General features: G+C 29.5%; 17 protein-coding genes, 2 pseudogenes and 1 other annotated feature. All 19 genes and pseudogenes read left to right on the plus strand.

Annotation, left to right across the window (positions count from 1 at the left end; translation table 11 throughout):
- Positions 1 to 1,935: T7SS effector LXG polymorphic toxin (locus BN6774_RS06390; protein ID WP_207644568.1), on the plus strand; the 1,935-nt coding region annotated here is incomplete at its 5' end.
- A gap of 16 nt (positions 1,936 to 1,951) precedes the next feature.
- Positions 1,952 to 2,398 (plus strand): hypothetical protein, encoded by a 447-nt coding sequence (locus tag BN6774_RS06395; RefSeq protein ID WP_066891389.1) that lies wholly within the window; start codon positions 1,952 to 1,954, stop codon positions 2,396 to 2,398.
- 623 nt (positions 2,399 to 3,021) lie between these two features.
- Complete coding sequence (locus tag BN6774_RS06400) at positions 3,022 to 3,567, plus strand: hypothetical protein (RefSeq protein ID WP_235829588.1); 546 nt, start codon at positions 3,022 to 3,024, stop codon at positions 3,565 to 3,567.
- 10 nt (positions 3,568 to 3,577) lie between these two features.
- A complete protein-coding gene (locus tag BN6774_RS06405; protein ID WP_066891392.1) occupies positions 3,578 to 4,063 on the plus strand; it encodes a hypothetical protein in 486 nt (161 codons plus the stop codon).
- A gap of 309 nt (positions 4,064 to 4,372) precedes the next feature.
- Positions 4,373 to 4,624 carry a hypothetical protein gene (locus BN6774_RS18305; protein WP_066891394.1) on the plus strand — a complete coding sequence of 84 codons (252 nt, stop codon included), beginning with the start codon at positions 4,373 to 4,375 and terminating at the stop codon, positions 4,622 to 4,624.
- A gap of 113 nt (positions 4,625 to 4,737) precedes the next feature.
- The gene (locus BN6774_RS06415) at positions 4,738 to 5,361 is read left to right on the plus strand and encodes a hypothetical protein (RefSeq protein WP_066891430.1); all 624 of its coding nucleotides are present in this window, start codon (positions 4,738 to 4,740) and stop codon (positions 5,359 to 5,361) included.
- Between the two features lie 96 nt (positions 5,362 to 5,457).
- Positions 5,458 to 5,595 (plus strand): hypothetical protein, encoded by a 138-nt coding sequence (locus BN6774_RS18490; RefSeq protein WP_159426820.1) that lies wholly within the window; start codon positions 5,458 to 5,460, stop codon positions 5,593 to 5,595.
- Between the two features lie 291 nt (positions 5,596 to 5,886).
- Positions 5,887 to 6,738, plus strand: coding sequence for a DegV family protein (locus BN6774_RS06420; RefSeq protein ID WP_066891433.1), 852 nt, complete (start codon positions 5,887 to 5,889; stop codon positions 6,736 to 6,738).
- A 58-nt stretch (positions 6,739 to 6,796) separates the two neighbouring features.
- Positions 6,797 to 7,006 (plus strand): annotated as a pseudogene (locus BN6774_RS18125) (DUF3427 domain-containing protein); the annotation flags it as partial.
- A 163-nt stretch (positions 7,007 to 7,169) separates the two neighbouring features.
- On the plus strand, positions 7,170 to 8,234 hold the full coding sequence (locus BN6774_RS06425; protein ID WP_066891436.1) for a CdaR family transcriptional regulator: 1,065 nt from the start codon (positions 7,170 to 7,172) through the stop codon (positions 8,232 to 8,234).
- Positions 8,235 to 8,342: 108 nt separating this feature from the next.
- A complete protein-coding gene (locus BN6774_RS06430; RefSeq protein WP_066891439.1) occupies positions 8,343 to 9,605 on the plus strand; it encodes a GntP family permease in 1,263 nt (420 codons plus the stop codon).
- A 74-nt stretch (positions 9,606 to 9,679) separates the two neighbouring features.
- A complete protein-coding gene (locus BN6774_RS06435; protein WP_066891442.1) occupies positions 9,680 to 10,819 on the plus strand; it encodes a glycerate kinase family protein in 1,140 nt (379 codons plus the stop codon).
- A gap of 98 nt (positions 10,820 to 10,917) precedes the next feature.
- Positions 10,918 to 11,319, plus strand: coding sequence for a hypothetical protein (locus BN6774_RS06440; protein WP_066891445.1), 402 nt, complete (start codon positions 10,918 to 10,920; stop codon positions 11,317 to 11,319).
- A gap of 167 nt (positions 11,320 to 11,486) precedes the next feature.
- Positions 11,487 to 11,745: a binding site (T-box leader), on the plus strand.
- A gap of 99 nt (positions 11,746 to 11,844) precedes the next feature.
- Positions 11,845 to 12,471 carry a class I SAM-dependent methyltransferase gene (locus BN6774_RS06445; RefSeq protein WP_066891448.1) on the plus strand — a complete coding sequence of 209 codons (627 nt, stop codon included), beginning with the start codon at positions 11,845 to 11,847 and terminating at the stop codon, positions 12,469 to 12,471.
- A gap of 17 nt (positions 12,472 to 12,488) precedes the next feature.
- A complete protein-coding gene (locus tag BN6774_RS06450; RefSeq protein ID WP_066891451.1) occupies positions 12,489 to 13,631 on the plus strand; it encodes a trans-sulfuration enzyme family protein in 1,143 nt (380 codons plus the stop codon).
- 1 nt (position 13,632) lies between these two features.
- Positions 13,633 to 14,085 (plus strand): S-ribosylhomocysteine lyase, encoded by a 453-nt coding sequence (locus BN6774_RS06455; RefSeq protein ID WP_066891454.1) that lies wholly within the window; start codon positions 13,633 to 13,635, stop codon positions 14,083 to 14,085.
- Positions 14,069 to 14,977 carry a PLP-dependent cysteine synthase family protein gene (locus BN6774_RS06460; protein WP_066891457.1) on the plus strand — a complete coding sequence of 303 codons (909 nt, stop codon included), beginning with the start codon at positions 14,069 to 14,071 and terminating at the stop codon, positions 14,975 to 14,977. Before BN6774_RS06455 ends, BN6774_RS06460 begins: the two co-directional genes overlap by 17 nt.
- Positions 14,978 to 15,213: 236 nt before the next feature.
- On the plus strand, positions 15,214 to 15,483 hold the full coding sequence (locus tag BN6774_RS18730) for a hypothetical protein (RefSeq protein ID WP_066891460.1): 270 nt from the start codon (positions 15,214 to 15,216) through the stop codon (positions 15,481 to 15,483).
- Positions 15,484 to 15,788: 305 nt separating this feature from the next.
- Positions 15,789 to 16,636, plus strand: a pseudogene (locus tag BN6774_RS19120) (IS30 family transposase); the annotation flags it as partial.
- Positions 16,637 to 16,865: the final 229 nt, after the last annotated feature.

Here is a 16,865-nt window from a genome sequence, read left to right on the forward strand (position 1 = left end):
ATTAATATGACGAGTTTTAATGGACAATCTGCAACAGCTGTAAAATCTTATCTTGGAGAAGTCCATGAGTTTTTGTTACAATCAATTTATGTAGCTATTAGTAGGTTTCAAGCAGATTTTTTGCTTTATAAAAATCAATATTATGCTATTGAAAATAATATATATGCAACTATGTCAAGAGAGACAATTAAATCCATTGAGGATAAGCTAAGCAATGAAATTAAATATTTAAACAACATATCTAATGAAATAGACAGAAGTCTTAATTCTATATCTGATATTTATTGGAGGGGGAGACCATCAAAATCGATAATAGAAGGATATTTAAATTCTGAAAAAAATTCATTGGTGGTTTTTAATAGGAGTATAGAAAACTATGAAAACAATCAATATGCTGTAGCAAATGGAGAATTAAAAAGCCTATTGGAAATATTAAAAAGTACAGTGGTTCTATATAGTGGTACAACAAATTCAGTGTTATCATATAAGAGTGGAGATTTAATTAATAAGACACAAGTATTAGATTTATATAATAAGGTACAATCAAGTGTAGAGTATGTAGAGAATAACAAAGAAGAAATTGAACTTGCAGCTTTAAATCAAGAAAAAGTATTTTCTCAAATGCAAAAAGACTATGAAGAAGCATTGGAAGCTAGAAAAGACGAAGGTAGGGTAAAGATGATTACCGGAGCTCTAGCTATAGCATTAGGTGGCGCAGCAATATTTTTCACTGCAGGAGCAGCAACCCCAATTGTAGTTACTGCAGCAGTAACTGGAATAAGTAGTGGGGTATACGGTATCAGTAATATTGTTGAAGGCGGATTAGATGTCCACTATGCTTCAATAGGAGATTTAAATAGTGTAGCTATAAATCCTATAAGAGATAAAGTATTTATGGGAAATCGTGCATATGATTTATGGGTAAATCTTAATATGGCAGTTGCAGGTTTATGTATTCCAGTTTCTCAGGCAGTAAATGGAGTGGTAGGAGCAAGTAAATCTATCATAGCTAAAGAAGCAGTAAAGGCAATTGGAAAGGAAACAAGTTTTGCTATAGGAGTAAACTGGGTAAGTAGTAATATTACTAATTTTGCAGTCGGCGCGTTAGAATTAAATCAAACAGAGTCAACTCTCCTTAATTTAGGCTTGAATTTTGGAATTGGAATTGGTGGTTATAAACTTAGAAGGAAATTCTTTGGAGAAGCATCATTTGCAAAAGGAATGAGTTATGATGATGCTAAAAGATATAATGATTATTGGAAACAAGTAGAATCAGGAAATAACACAGGATATCCAGGACTTAGCGATGCAGATATTAAATTATGGAAGTTTGCAGACAATAAACTAAATACTCGTATAGCCTTAAATAAGGTAGATCCAAATGAAGTTGTAAAGCTTAGGATAAAAGCTCTGGAATTAGAGAATAGCCTAAAAGTAGTTGATAAGGGGGTAAGTAAAGCTAGTCCAGCGGAAGTAGCTCAAAGTTGGCAAGGGAGTTTTCCGTATGTTGGCGTTGATAAGTATAAAAACATAACCTTGAAAAAGGGGAAAGTAATATATGTTGGAGACCCATATCCAACAGGATATGCAACTACTAAAAGTGCTCTAGATAGAGTAGATGGGGACGCAAGGAAGTTATTTGAAGGACTACAAGTTAAACCTTACTGGGAAGATGGAATGGATGTTGCTGAATATAGAGGTAAAATGATGGCTTATGAAATAACAGAACCAATAGATGTAGCCTTTGGAATAACGAAGGCTAATCCGCAATTTGGAAGTGGCGGACTTCCTCAAATGTTTCTTCCGGATTTTAAAGAGTTATTGAGTAGTGGAAAAATAAGGAAAGTTGAATTGAAGGCAGTTGAGTTGAATAATTATAAAATGCACTTAGATGATTACAATAAAATGTTAGATGTGTTAGAAGGACTAAAGTAAAAATAGGAGGATATAGATGAGACTAGATAAAGGCAAAATAGTTATAAATAATAAAGAAATATATAGTGGAATGGATAGTGAAAGTTTTAAAAAAATATTTTTAATAGATGTAAATAGTTATACAAATGGAAATATTGAAAGATATAATTTTAAAAGTCCACAAATAATAGATGGATTATCACTATGGGTTAAAATTATATTTAAAGATAGTTTCCTATCATCGATAGAAATGAAAAATGCAGATTTAAAATTGAAAAATTCTTATGATAATTGGAGTGATGATAAAGTAGAATTGAAAAGAGAAAGTCATAATAACTGGTTAATAAATAATTTAGGAGAAGCTCATGAAAAATTACCAGTAGCACTAATATATAGATATAGTTGGGGGAAAATAGAATCATATTATGACCCTAAAGCAGCAGATAGTGGAATATTAATAACTTATAATAGAAATAATGCATAATAAGGAATTAATTGAATTCATAAAAAAGAGTAATAAATGAAGTTGCTTAAATTAATAATATTATAACTGATTTTAACAATGCATAATTTTAATAATGAATTGACTTAGGGGGGAGAGTGGCAGATAAAATTAAAAAGTAAATTCTAGTTGATGAAACTAAAAATACTTTTTAAAATCTTAAATACCTATACCCCTTTTTAACCTAAAAGTTAAAGAAAATATCGTTGTAACTGAAATGTCGATACTTCAATTACAACGGTATTTTTTATTTATGTAAATTACCTAATGTAGAAATTAAAGAGGTTGCATGATAAAATTAAGTTAACAGATTAAGGAAAAAAAGACTGAAAAAGTAGATACATATCAGAAAAAAATGAAAAGTAGAGAACCTAAATCTATGATTTGGTGTGAATCACTTTAACAGAGTGCAAGTAGTTGGAAATGGTCTTAAAACTGTGGAAATGGTTGAAAGTACTCAACTCTGATACTAAAAATAAAAAGACAGACTCTGCCCCAAGGGGGTAAGTAAAGCTGAAGTAAATACTTCTGAAAGTATTAAAAATATTATTAATGGAAAAGGATATTCAGTAGATGAATTTGCTAAATTACTACATCCCGATAGAGTGTTAACTGATTCAGAGGAATTGTTAGTTGATTCTATAAGAAAAGAGATAGGATTACCATCAGCAGATACTTTAATGTGTAAAACAATACCTCAAAGTGACATATATAAATACTTATATAATCCTGACTATGATGGAGTTAGAGGTTTTACAGCGGTAGAAGAGCATGGCGCTAATTTAAAAACACTATTTGATAAATATAATGGAGCAAGATTAGATTATAATAATACAGCATTTAAGACTACAACTGGCGTTGATGGCATTTCACAATCAGTTGGCTTACCAGATAAATTCTACGGAACAATAGAGTATAAAGTAAATGATGTTAGTAAAATATCTATTCCAGATTGGGCACCGAAACCAGATGATTATCCTTATACAGGAAAAGCATTTACAGGTAGTACTGATGTAGTACTACCAGAATATTATCAATCAGTTAGAAAATTTATTAATGGAGATAAATTTAAGATTCTAGACAGTAAAACAGGAGATATAGTGCAGCAATTTATCTATGATAAGAATCTTGGATGGCTTGAATTAAAGTGAGGTATGAAAAATGTCTAAAGAATATTGCATATATAAAGGTAAAAAATTTTTAATGAATATTTATAATAATAAAGTGGAATTAACTAGTAGTAAAAAGGAGGATATGAATAATGGATTTAAAGAGTATGTGGATGTGTTAGGAAATAAACATAGTGATATATTGGTAAAAGAAGTAAGTGTAGATGACTTAGAATTTGCTTATGAATTAAATTATAAAGTAATATATAACAATATAGAATTTGAACCATGGTGTATAGGAAAACACATATTAAACAATGAAAAAATTTCATTGTTTACAAGTAATTCAGATTTAGCATCACTATATGGATTTAATAAAGAAGAACAATTCGTATTTAAGAAGGAATTAAAATTAAATGATATAGAAGCTTTAATTGAAATAAAAATACCAATACTAAAGTTTAATCATATGAAAGAAGAAAGGACTAGAATAGAACAAAAGTATATAAAAAAGTATTTAGAAGATATTATTTTATAGTTACTGCAAAATTAAATATAAATTTAATGCATTAAAAAGAATGATTTAAGAGGTTATAAATTTAATAAAATTATTAATAATATTCACCGTATAATATTAATAATGCAGTGAGATAAAGACAAAGAAACTAGCTGAAAAATAAAATAGGCTAGTTTCTATTTTTTCTTGAGAGAATTATTTGAAATACTAGTGTGTAGTAGTAAAATATAATAAAACAGATTTAGCCCAAAGTGGGTAAATAAACATAGTAATGGTGGAAATGGTTCTGTAATAAATGGAACAGATGATATTGCAAAATATGAATTTAATATGATAGAGAATCCAGGGCCATTAGTAGATATGCAAGGAAATCCAGCAAGTAATTTTTATGGTGGAAGATATAATGTGGAAGTTCTTACAGAGGACAGAATATATTATAGAGGAGGAAATTCAGAGAATGCATTAGGTCAATGGTTTACTACAGAACTTCCGGAATCAGTTGCAAAAGTGAGAATTGATACAGCAGTAAAACCACAGTGGATTGACCCAATTACAGGAGAACTGACAGTAAGTCAGTGGTAGATACAGTATATGCTATTAAATACCTAAGGGGACCAAGGTTTATACAGGTCCAGTTGGATCTCAAGGAGGTACGTATTGTGGTGGATATGATGTAATACAATCCTTCATTATTTATGGGAAATCAAGGTGCCTATGATTTATGGGGAAACCTTAATATGGCAGTTGCAGGTTTATGTATTCCAGTTTCGCAGGCAGTAAATGGAGTGGCAGGAGCAAGTAAATCTATCATAGCTAAAGAAGCAGTAAAGGCAATTGGAAAGGAAACAAGTTTTGCTATAGGAGTAAACTGGGTAAGTAGTAATATTACTAATTTTGCAGTCGGCGAGTTAGAATTAAATCAAACAGAGTCAACTCTCCTTAATTTAGGCTTGAATTTTGGAATTGGAATTGGTGGTTATAAACTTAGAAGGAAATTCTTTGGAGAAGCATCATTTGCAAAAGGAATGAGTTATGATGATGCTAAAAGATATAATGATTATTGGAAACAAGTAGAATCAGGAAATAACACAGGATATCCAGGACTTAGCGATGCAGATATTAAATTATGGAAGTTTGCAGACAATAAACTAAATACTCGTATAGCATTAAATAAGGTAGATCCAAATGAAGTTGTAAACCTTAGGATGAAGGCTCTGGAATTAGAGAATAGACTAAAAGTAGTTGATAAGGTAGCAAGTAAAGCTAGTAAGGTATTAGTAATTCAACATATTCAGGAGAAGAGTGGCGCAGATATTTAAGAGAAACCTACGGTACTGATAATGTGGTATAGGAAAATGCTACACCATAGTAGTTGGCTAAAAGTTGGCAAGGTACAGGAAAATATAGTGGTATAGATGAATAGTATATTAAATAAGACTGAAATGGTAGCGTATCAAAATTCAGATAGAGTTGGAGAAGTTTCACTTAAAGTGTTAGAAAATAATAGGGTGCAATTAAGTGGTGAAGTTATTGTAGATTTAAAGGAGAATTAAATTTATAAAGATAGAATTCTATAGAAAGATTATATGGTATTTTTGTAAACCAAGAAGGTAACTTCTTGGTTTTTCTTTACTCTTTAGGAGAGTATATAGGAGCAATTTTTTATAGACTGTATAAAAAATAAGGTTAGAAAAAAATATAAAATTATTAAAAAAGTGATATAATATAATTATGGATATTTAGTAAAATATTTACAAAGAAATGAATTGCTTTATGACGAATATATTAGATTATTAAATAGCTTTAGCAATATAAAATAATTGGATGATAAAGGGGGAATTTAAATGAACAATATTATATTGGTGGCAGAAACAGGTTCAGATATTCCAAAAGATATTGCAGAGGAAATGGGAATTTTTCTTGTTCCAATGCATGTTACTATGGGAGAAAATACTTTTGATGATGGAACTTTTCCGGTTGAGAAAATTTGTGAGTATTACAACGATACTAATAAAATACCAAAGACAAGTGGAAGCTCACCACAGGATTTTATAAAAGTATTTGATGAAATTCATAGACTATATCCAGATAAGCAGATATTACACTTAGCCTATTCAGCTGTAACAACTTGCTCATATCAAAGTGCATTAATAGCTTCAGAAAACAGAGATTATGTTACAAGTATTGATACTAAGCAAGTTTCAATTGGACAAGGAGCCGTTGTAATACAAACAGCAAGATATTTAAAAGAAAATCCTAATGTAACAATGGATGAATTAATAAAGGAAGTTAGAAATATATGTAGTAGTACAAGGATGAGTTTTATTCCAGGTAAATTAGAATACCTTAGAGCTGGTGGACGCGTTAGTAATGCAGTCTTTATAGGTGGAAAAATACTAAGAGTTCATCCATCAATTGAAATTGAAAATGGATATTTAGTAGCTAAGAAAAAGTATAGAGGAAAAATAGAAGGTATAGTAACAAAGCTAATAGAGGAATATAGCAATATGCAAAACTTAGATAAAAAAGAAGTATATTTAATATGGTCAATAGGTTTACCAGATACAGTTCGTAAAGCAGCTGAAGATAAAGCCAAGGAAATAGGCTTTGAAAAGATTAGATGGATGCAGACAGGCTGTGTAATTACAACTCATGGGGGACCTGGTTCTTTTGGAATTGTAGGATTTTCTAAGTGATTTTTTCCAAAAATATTTTAGTAGGTATTCGTTCTTTAAAAGAAAATAGTTATCTTCTTTTATTACATTAAATAAAAGTGATAGAGATTTTTCACCTTCAACATTATATGAAGATTATGCAATAAACGAAAAGTTATTTCATTGGCAAACACAATCTAGAACTTCAGTTGAAAGCTCAACAGGACAAAGATATATAAATCACTTAAAAACAGGAAATAAGATAGCTTTGTTTGTTAGAGAATATAAATTAAAAGATGGATTAACATCACTATGGTAATTTAAGAGTAAAAAGTCACTTGATTGTGACTTTTTTCTTGGAAAAATATATATAATAATATAAATTATGATAAAATGAAAAGTACTTTTAAATATAATATTAATTTAAATTATTAAATTGTAAAATTGACAATATTTTATGGGGGAATTAGATTATGCTTAGTAAATCTTTAGCACAAAAAATAGTTGATAGAATGATGGATATAATACCTTATAACGTAAATCTTATGGATAAGGATGGAATAATTATAGCTAGTGGTGATAGGGATAGAATTAATACATTACATTTAGGTGCTCAAGAAGCATTGCAAGGAACTTCGGATATAGAAGTGTATGAAGAAAGAGAAGGTGTAAAACCAGGGGTGAATATGCCTATAATGTTTAATAAACGAAGTATAGGTGTAATTGGTATAACTGGAAACCCTAAAAAAGTAAGAGCTTTTGCTGAGTTAGTTAAGGTTACAACAGAACTTTTGATTCAACAAGAATATAGCATTGAAAAATTTATAATTAAAAATAAATTAAAGGAAGAATACTTATATGAATGGCTTCATAGAAAAGAAATATATGATGATGAATTTATAGATAGAGGTAAGGAGCTTAATATCAATATAGAAGAGGAAGGTTATCTTTTAATAATTGATTATCAAAAGGAATATAGTAAAAAAATTAAAAAGGTAATAGAAAATTATTTTAATAAAGAAGTAAATATAATTAGTTTAAATTCATCTAGAATATGTATTGTTCTTAACAACAACATAGAAAAAAATGATAGTTTAATAGATGAATTACTTTCTAAAGGAAAAGAAGAAATAAATATAATAATATTTTTAAAGAAATCAGATATATTATCTAAGGCTTTTTATAAGGGTATAAGTACTGTAAATATTGCAATGGCTTTAGATATAAAGAAAAAAGTAATAAGAGATGAAGATGCTATATTTTATTCTGAAATAGAAAAGATAGTAAAAAATAAAGATGCAAGGGAAGTATTAAGAAAAATAAGAGATGGTGGAGAAGAACTTATTGAAACTTTTAAAGTTTTTATAAGAGAAAATTTTGAAAGAGGAAAAACAGCAGACCTACTACACATTCACAGAAACACTTTAAGTTATAGATTATCTAGAATTGAAGATTTAACAGGATTATCCTTTAACAGTTCTATAGATATGTTTAGATTAATAAGTACATATATTTATTATAATATATATTCTGATTAACAAAGTTTTTGAAAGAAAGATTATGCAAATTCACAATGAAAACATTTTCTAATGAAGATAAAATAAGACTGTAATTATTAATAAAAGTTTGAAAGAAGGGTTTAGAAAATGGATGTTGTTTCAGTATCAGCATTAGGTGCAATAGTTGCACTTATAATTTCAATTACTTTAATTATTAAAAAAATTCATCCAGCATATGCACTAATTTTAGGAGCATTAATTGGAGGTTTAGTAGGTGGAGTTTCATTAGTTAATACTGTTAATTTTATGATGGACGGTGCGAAGGGAATGATAACTGCCATTCTTAGAATTTTAACAGCTGGTGTTTTAGCAGGAGTTCTTATTGAATCAGGAGCAGCCATTAAAATAGCAGAAACAATAGTTAGCAAAATTGGTCAGCAAAGAGCACTGATAGCATTAGCAATAGCCACAATGCTTTTAACAATGGTTGGAGTATTTATAGACGTAGCAGTTATTACAGTTTCTCCAATAGCTATAGCAATTGCGAAAAAAGCAGGACTTAGTAAGCCAGCAATTTTATTAGCTATGATAGGTGGAGGAAAAGCAGGAAACTTAATGTCACCAAATCCAAATGCTATTGTTGCATCAGAAAACTTACAAGTTCCATTAACAAGTTTAATGATTGCAGGTATTATACCAGCAATATTTGGAGTTATAGTAACTTGTATGCTAGCAAAATGGATAGATAAAAAAGGAGTGAAAATCCAAGATACAGATAGTGAAGAAAAGGAAGCTAAAGAATTGCCAAGCTTTATAGCAGCAATTTCAGGTCCTATAATAACAATAATATTACTTATGTTAAGACCTGTTTCAGGAATAGTTATAGATCCATTAATAGCACTACCAGTTGGAGGTATAATTGGAGCTATAATAATGGGCAAGGGAAAGCATATTTCTGATTATGCAGTAGTTGGTTTAAACAAAATGAGCGGTGTTGCAATTCTTTTACTTGGAACAGGAACTTTAGCAGGTATAATTTCCAATTCACAATTAAAAGATTTAATAATAAATGGTGTTGATAAAGTTGGATTACCTAGCATATTATTAGCGCCAATAGCTGGTATATTAATGTCAGCTGCAACAGCATCAACTACTTCAGGAACAGCAGTTGGAACATCTGTATTTGGTCCTACAATTCTTGAACTTGGAATACCTGGATTAAATGCAGCAGCTATGATTCATAGTGGAGCTACAGTATTAGATCATCTTCCTCATGGAAGCTTCTTTCATGCAACAGGTGGAAGTGTAGGTATGGAAATAAAAGAAAGATTAAAACTTATACCTTATGAATCTTTAATAGGTTTAGTAATGACAATAGTATCAACAATAGTATTTGGAGTAATTTTATAAAATATTTTAGAGACTTATAATAAAAGACATCAATAAGTATTAATAGTTAATTTGCTAAAAGTGGAGGTAGAAAAATGAAATTCGTATTAGCACCAGACTCATTTAAAGAAAGTATGACAGCGAAAGAAGCCTGTGATGCAATGGAAAGAGGTATAAAAAAAGTTGTTAAAGAGGCAGAATGTATAAAGGTTCCAATGGCAGATGGTGGAGAAGGTACTGTAGAAGCTTTAGTTATGGCTACAGAAGGAAAGCTTGTAGAAACATTTGTAACTCCTCCAATTGGAAAAGAAAAAGTAAAAGCAATCTATGGACTTCTTGGAGATGGAAGTAAGGCTATAATAGAAATGGCAAGTGCAAGTGGAATACAACTTGTAAAAAGAGAAGAAAGAAATCCTTTAATAGCCACAACATTTGGTACGGGTGAATTAATATTAGATGCTATAAAGAATGGAGCAAAACACATATTAATTGGAATAGGTGGAAGTGCTACTAATGATGGTGGAGCAGGGATGATACAAGCTTTAGGTGGACACTTATTAGATAGTGAGGGAAGGGAGCTTCCATTTGGAGGATTAGCTTTATCCAAACTAGATAAGATAGATTTAAGTAACTTAAATGAAAGTCTTAAAGGTGTTACCTTTGAAGTTGCTTGTGATGTTAACAATCCATTAATAGGTGAAAAGGGGGCATCAAGAATATTTGGACCACAAAAAGGTGCTACAGAAGAAATGATAATATCTTTGGATGAAGCCTTAGAAAATTATGCTAATGTAATAAAAAAAGATTTAGGAAAAGATGTTGTTAATATAGAAGGAGCAGGGGCAGCGGGAGGACTTGGTGCAGCACTTTTAGCATTTCTTAATGCAAAACTTTTGAGAGGAATAGAGCTAATAATTAAGCATACAGAGCTTGAAGAAAAAATAAAAGGTGCAGATTTCGTATTTACTGGTGAAGGCGGTATAGATAGTCAAACTATCTTTGGAAAAACACCTATGGGAGTAGCATCCGCTGCAAAAAGGCAAGGTGTAAAAACTATTGCCTTTGCAGGAAAAGTAGAAGAGGGATCAGAAAATCTATATGACATAGGAATAACTTCTATCTTTGGCATATTGAGAGGAGTAACATCTTTAGATGAAGCACTAAAAGATGGAGCAAGAAATTTAGAGAAGACTGTAGAGAATGTTGTTAGGATATTATATGCAAATTACAAATAAATCTTATAATTAATTTATCAATAATTATAAGAATATATCATATTTATTTTTCCTCCTAAGTAATATTTATTAAATAGATATTTTAGGGGGAATAATTTTTGAAAAAATATAAAAATAAAGAGAAAATAAGAGATGAGATTAAAGATAGAGCAGATAAGTTAATTAAGAAAAATAGAATATTAAATTTTTATAAGAATAGTCAATTTTATGTTCCTGTAATAGTTATATTAGGAGCAATAATTTATTATTTTTTTACAAGTGGCAATTATAGTTTAGATATGGCTGTTACAAGATACGAATTTTATATAGTAGTAATTGTAGTGTTTATTTATATTATTACTATTGAAAAAAGGGTTAAAGAATTAGAAAAGGAAGTGAAAGGTGAAATAGAGCTTTTTAGAAATAAAATGATTCTTAAAATATGTAATTGTAATGATTTTTGTGAATGCAAGGAATATTTAAATGAATATATGAAGAAGAATGGTGTTAAAATTATTTAAAAAGGTAAAAGATTATTAAGCCATTTACGGCATGGTATTTTGTTCATCCCAAACAATAAGGGATGGATTTTTTGAACATTTAAATTAAATTATTTTTATTTTTAATCACATATATATAATTATTTTATATAATGATGGTATAAAGACAAAAAGTAATCCGATAGGAAATAACGGCTAAGACGAGAAGAGTAAATTAATAAAAGCTTGCAGAGAGAAATCTCCTTGGGTGTAAGAGATTTTAAGTGGATATTAATTGAAGTGCATCTCTGAGCTCTGAATCGAAGCTTTAGTAGACTTCAGCGGGAACGCCCGTTAAAGCGTTGAGGTATATTTGTACCAAAAAGATCAAGATGTCTTTTTATATAATTTTTTATTATATAAAAGATAATTAGAGTGGAACCGTGGAAGTTTACTTCTGCCTCTAAGCTTAGAGGTAGAAGTTTTTTATTTTTAAATACGAGTTAAATTATATGAAAGTAAATAAGTTCAAATAAATATTATTAATTGAAGCAAAGGAGGATTATTATGAATTCTGTACAATATTTTGATTCCATAGCTGAAGAATGGAATGTTATACGTAGTGAGTATTTTGAGGAGAGGTTAAAATATAAACTTTTATCAATAACTAATATAAAGGATAAGATTATAGCTGATTTAGGATGTGGAACTGGTTTTGTTTCTTTAGCTTTAGCAAATGACGCAAGTATAGTATTTTCTGTAGATAATTCAAGTAATATGCTTAAGCAGTTAAAGATTAATGCAGCAGATAAAAATTATAAAAACTTATATCTTATAAAATCATCACTTGATAATTTATCACTTTTCGATGAATCTGTAGATATTATTTTTATAAATATGGCACTACATCATATAAAGGATGCAAAAAAGGCTATATCAGAAATGCATAGAGCACTAAAAAGAGATGGTGTAGTAATTATATCTGATGTTATGGAGCATGATGGTGAGTGGGCGAGAGAAGAAATGTTTGATGAATGGCTTGGTTTTTCTAATGATCAAATAAAAAGTTGGCTAGAAGAAGCTGGATTTAATAATGTAGAAATAGAGAATACAGATTTAAGCTGCAAAGGTTATTCAAGCAAGGGAGAATATACTGAAACAGGAATTTTTATAGCTAAAGCAATTAAAAAGTAATAGGAGGTAGTTAGAGGATGAAAATAGAATCATTATTAATTCATGGGGGAATAGATGGAGATGAAAAAACGGGAGCGGTAAATATACCTATATATCAGACTTCAACTTATAAACAACCGAAGTTCGGTGTAAATAAAGGATATGAATATTCAAGAACAGGGAATCCAACGAGGGAGGCATTAGAAAAACTTGTTTCAGATCTTGAAGAAGGTTATGCAGGTTTTGGATTTGCCTCTGGAATGGCAGCTACTACTGCCGTTCTTTCTCTTTTTAAATCAGGAGACAAGATAGTTATTTCAAATAATGTGTATGGAGGAACCTTTAGAGTTTTAGATAAGGTCTTTAACCATTTTGAAATTAAATATGAAATAGTTGATACTTCTAATTTAGATGAAGTAAAAAATATTATTGACGAAACTGTAAGGGCTATATTTATAGAAAGTCCAACAAATCCTTTAATGGATATAACTGATATTGAAGCTGTTTCAAATATAGCTAAGGAAAAAGGTATATATACTATAGTTGATAACACATTTATGACTCCTTATCTCCAAAAACCAATTAAACTTGGGGCTGATATAGTTATTCATAGTGCTACTAAGTATCTTGGTGGACATAGTGACACGGTTTCCGGAGTAGTTGTTGTTAATAGTGAAGATTTAGCAGAAAGACTCCACTTTATTCAAAACTCAACAGGTGGAGTTTTGTCACCATTTGATTCATTCATGTTAATAAAAGGTATTAAGACATTAGCAGTTAGAATGGATAGACATAATGAGAATACAAAAATAATTGCCGAATTTTTAAGAAATAGAGAAGAAATAGAAAAGGTATATTATCCAGGTTTTAAAGATCACTTAGGATATCAAATTCAAAAGAAACAAGCTAAAGGCTTTGGTGGAATAATATCCTTTGTTATAAAAGAAGGATATGATTATAAAAAGTTTTTTGAAAGTCTTAAGATAATAACTTTTGCAGAAAGTTTGGGAGGCGTAGAATCATTAGTTTGTCATCCAGCTTCAATGACTCATGCTTCAATACCTTATGAAATAAGGCAAGAGGTTGGAATAGTTGATAATTTAATAAGATTATCTATTGGTATAGAAAATGTTGAAGATTTAATAAAAGATATAGAAAATGCATTAAAGGAGAGTAAGTAAAATGGTTAAAGTAGAAAGCTTTTCACTAGATCATACAAAGGTAAAGGCACCCTATGTTAGAAAATGTGGAGCTCAAAAAGGAGTTAATGGAGATAGTATATCTAAATTTGATTTAAGATTTTTACAGCCTAATGAAGAAGTCATGCCAACTGCTGCAATCCATAGCTTAGAACATTTACTAGCAGGATTTATGAGAGAAAAAATAGATACTATAATAGATATTTCCCCAATGGGATGCAGAACTGGTTTTTATTTAACTGCTTGGGGAGAAGTTGAAGTAGAAGATGTAATAGAAGCATTAGAATATAGCTTGAATAAAGTATTAGATACAGAAGAAGTTCCAGCAGCTAATGAACTTCAATGTGGTAATTACAGAGATCATTCTATAGAACTTGCACATGAATATGCAAATAAAGCAATAAAGAAGGGATTTAGTAGTGAAATATTTAAATAATATTCAAGAGTTAATAGGGAATACCCCAATAATTAAACTTAATAATTTAAATATTAAAGATGGAGTAAATATTTTTGCAAAGCTTGAAAGTAATAACCCTGGAGGAAGTGTTAAAGATAGAATAGGAATTTATATGATTGAATCAGCAGAGAAAGAAGGAAAGTTAAAGCAAGGATATACGATAATTGAAGCAACTGCTGGAAATACTGGTCTTGGAATAGCTATTGCTGCAATAAATAAAGGCTATAATATAATATTTGTAGTTCCAACTAAGTTTTCTATAGAGAAGCAAACGTTAATGAGGGCTTTAGGAGCTAAAATTATAAATACTCCAAGAGAAGATGGAATGCTTGGCGCAGTAAAGAAGGCTGATGAATTACTTATGACTATAGAAAATTCAATAAGCTTAAAGCAATTTGAAAACCAAGCAAATCCCCTTGCTCATTATGAAAAAACCGGTCCAGAAATATGCGAAGCTATGGATGGAAAAATAGATTATTTTATTTCAGGTGCTGGAAGTGGAGGAACCTTTACTGGAGTAGTAAAATATTTAAAAGAAAAAAATAAAAATATAAAAGCTATACTAGCAGATCCAGAAGGTTCTACTATGGGTGGTGGTATCGAAAGTTGTTATGATATTGAAGGTATAGGAAATAACTTTATTCCAAGTACCATGGATATGAAATTAGTTGATGATGTTATAAAGGTTTCTGATAAAGATGCTTATGATATGGTGAAACTAATTGCATTAAAGGAAGGACTTATAGTAGGAAGTTCATCTGGAGCAGCCTTATCTGCTGCTTTGAGATTATCAGATAAAATAGAAAAAGGTAATATAATTACCATTTTACCTGATAGAGGAGATAGATATTTTAGTAAAAATATATACTAAATAAGTAATCCCAAAAGAAGTTTTTTAAAAATAATTAGCATTAGAGGTATATTTTAGATATACCTTTATTTTTTCACTAAATATCTTTAATAATACAAATATTATAAAACATAAATTTACATTATAACAAAAATTAACTCTATATAAATCCAAATGTTAAAATATAGAAGATTTAGATACTAAGATATTAGAATCTTTAGATGCAGCGGGATGTAGTACTTTTGAAAAAATAAGATATGGAATACTTCCACAATTATTTACAGATTTTAATACATAATGAGAAGTTAGAGAAAACCTTAAAAATAGATGAGCAATATAGTTATTTTGGAAGTGTTATCGATGAGTCTTACGATAGATATAAGAAAGAAAAGTTTTTGGAGAAATATCAAAGTGCATATGATAATTTAGAAGACCTTAAAGAAGCTATAAAGGAATATAAGAAAAACAATAATAGAATAATTAAAGGAGAAATGTTTGCTTTTTTCAGGATTTCTCTGAATACATAGTAGATATGTGTGAAAGTTATATAATAATAATAAATGATGGGAAAATAAAAAGTAATACTTCAGCTACTCAAATAATTGAAAAATCACATGATATGGTTTTTTTGATGAGAATTTAAAAGTGTATCTTGCTATAGCTGTAAAACTGAGAAATAGATATACTAAAAAACAAATATAGTAAATATTAAAAAATAAAATCGACTTGTTGTAAAATGAAATTGAACCAATTGAAAATAAAAAAATCCATAGTGGATTATCTTTGTTATGATTTAATCGCTAAACAAAATTCAACACGTAGGATAAGCACTATGAAACATCAAAACCATAACATAGAATCACGTAAAAATAAACACTTAAATTTGAATAGCGCATGACTATTCAAATTCGTATTAAGGATGGCTTTACACCATATAAAATAGCAAAAGAGCTATATAGCCTATAAAAACTGTTCTAAATGAAATACGTCGTGGAACTACTACTCAGCTAAATCAAGGAAAGTATATTGTGATATATCTTGCCGATGCTGGCGAAGCCGCTTAAAAGAAGCATTGTCTAAAGGCTCGTCGTACTTTTAAACGCCTTGAATGTAGTGAATTTATTAATAACGTTGTTGATAATATAAAAAATTATTCTTGGTACCCTGATGCTTGTGTTGGCAGAGCTATCGCTAATGGTACATTTGAGTGTTGAAAAATGGTTTGTCGAAAACCCTTTATAACTATATTGATCTTGGTTTACTATAAGTTAAAAATACAGCGTAGGAATACCAAGACAACTAGGGTAAAAAACATAGGAAAAACCTTGTCACTAGCATCGCTAAGCGATCAACTGATATAAATAGTCGCGATGAATTTGGGCATTGGGAGATGGACACAGTTATTGGTCAAAAATCTAATACTGACTGTGTACTTTTAACTATTATAGAGCATAAAAACTCGTATGATATTGTTCTTGATATCGTAGCTAAAGCCGCTACAGCAGTTACGGATGCCATCAAAGGGCTTCGTACATGTTTGGTTAACATTTCAGTAAAGTATCAAAGAGCATAACAAGTGATAACGGCTCAGAGTTTGCAAATTTATCTACAATAGAATATGAAACTAATACAAAGGTGTATTTTACTCATCCTTTTTCATCTTTTGAAAAAGGAACTAATATAAGTATTTAAGTCATAAATACAAATTAGTTCAATTTGTTATTACAATTTATACAAATAAAAAAAATAAGTTATTAATATGAACAAAGAAGATGTAGATGAAGGTAATATTAAAGGTTTTATGATCAATTTTTAGATAATAATGAATATTAGTGCACAGACTATTTAATTTATATTTTTACATATTTAAGTAAACTAATAGCTTAATAAGATATAGAAATAAAATTTA

Source organism: Clostridium nigeriense (assembly GCF_900086595.1).
GTDB classification, from domain to species: Bacteria; Bacillota; Clostridia; order Clostridiales; family Clostridiaceae; genus Clostridium; species Clostridium nigeriense.

Excerpts from the sequence above, each read along its gene's own strand:
- BN6774_RS06395 (WP_066891389.1), top strand. The coding sequence starts at position 1,952 with ATGAGACTAGATAAAGGCAAAATAGTTATAAATAATAAAGAAATATAT.
- BN6774_RS06405 (WP_066891392.1), top strand. The coding sequence starts at position 3,578 with ATGTCTAAAGAATATTGCATATATAAAGGTAAAAAATTTTTAATGAAT.
- BN6774_RS18305 (WP_066891394.1), top strand. The coding sequence starts at position 4,373 with ATGATAGAGAATCCAGGGCCATTAGTAGATATGCAAGGAAATCCAGCA.
- BN6774_RS06415 (WP_066891430.1), top strand. The coding sequence starts at position 4,738 with ATGGGAAATCAAGGTGCCTATGATTTATGGGGAAACCTTAATATGGCA.
- BN6774_RS18490 (WP_159426820.1), top strand. The coding sequence starts at position 5,458 with ATGAATAGTATATTAAATAAGACTGAAATGGTAGCGTATCAAAATTCA.
- BN6774_RS06420 (WP_066891433.1), top strand. The coding sequence starts at position 5,887 with ATGAACAATATTATATTGGTGGCAGAAACAGGTTCAGATATTCCAAAA.
- BN6774_RS06425 (WP_066891436.1), top strand. The coding sequence starts at position 7,170 with ATGCTTAGTAAATCTTTAGCACAAAAAATAGTTGATAGAATGATGGAT.
- BN6774_RS06430 (WP_066891439.1), top strand. The coding sequence starts at position 8,343 with ATGGATGTTGTTTCAGTATCAGCATTAGGTGCAATAGTTGCACTTATA.
- BN6774_RS06435 (WP_066891442.1), top strand. The coding sequence starts at position 9,680 with ATGAAATTCGTATTAGCACCAGACTCATTTAAAGAAAGTATGACAGCG.
- BN6774_RS06445 (WP_066891448.1), top strand. The coding sequence starts at position 11,845 with ATGAATTCTGTACAATATTTTGATTCCATAGCTGAAGAATGGAATGTT.
- BN6774_RS06450 (WP_066891451.1), top strand. The coding sequence starts at position 12,489 with ATGAAAATAGAATCATTATTAATTCATGGGGGAATAGATGGAGATGAA.
- BN6774_RS06455 (WP_066891454.1), top strand. The coding sequence starts at position 13,633 with ATGGTTAAAGTAGAAAGCTTTTCACTAGATCATACAAAGGTAAAGGCA.
- BN6774_RS18730 (WP_066891460.1), top strand. The coding sequence starts at position 15,214 with ATGGAATACTTCCACAATTATTTACAGATTTTAATACATAATGAGAAG.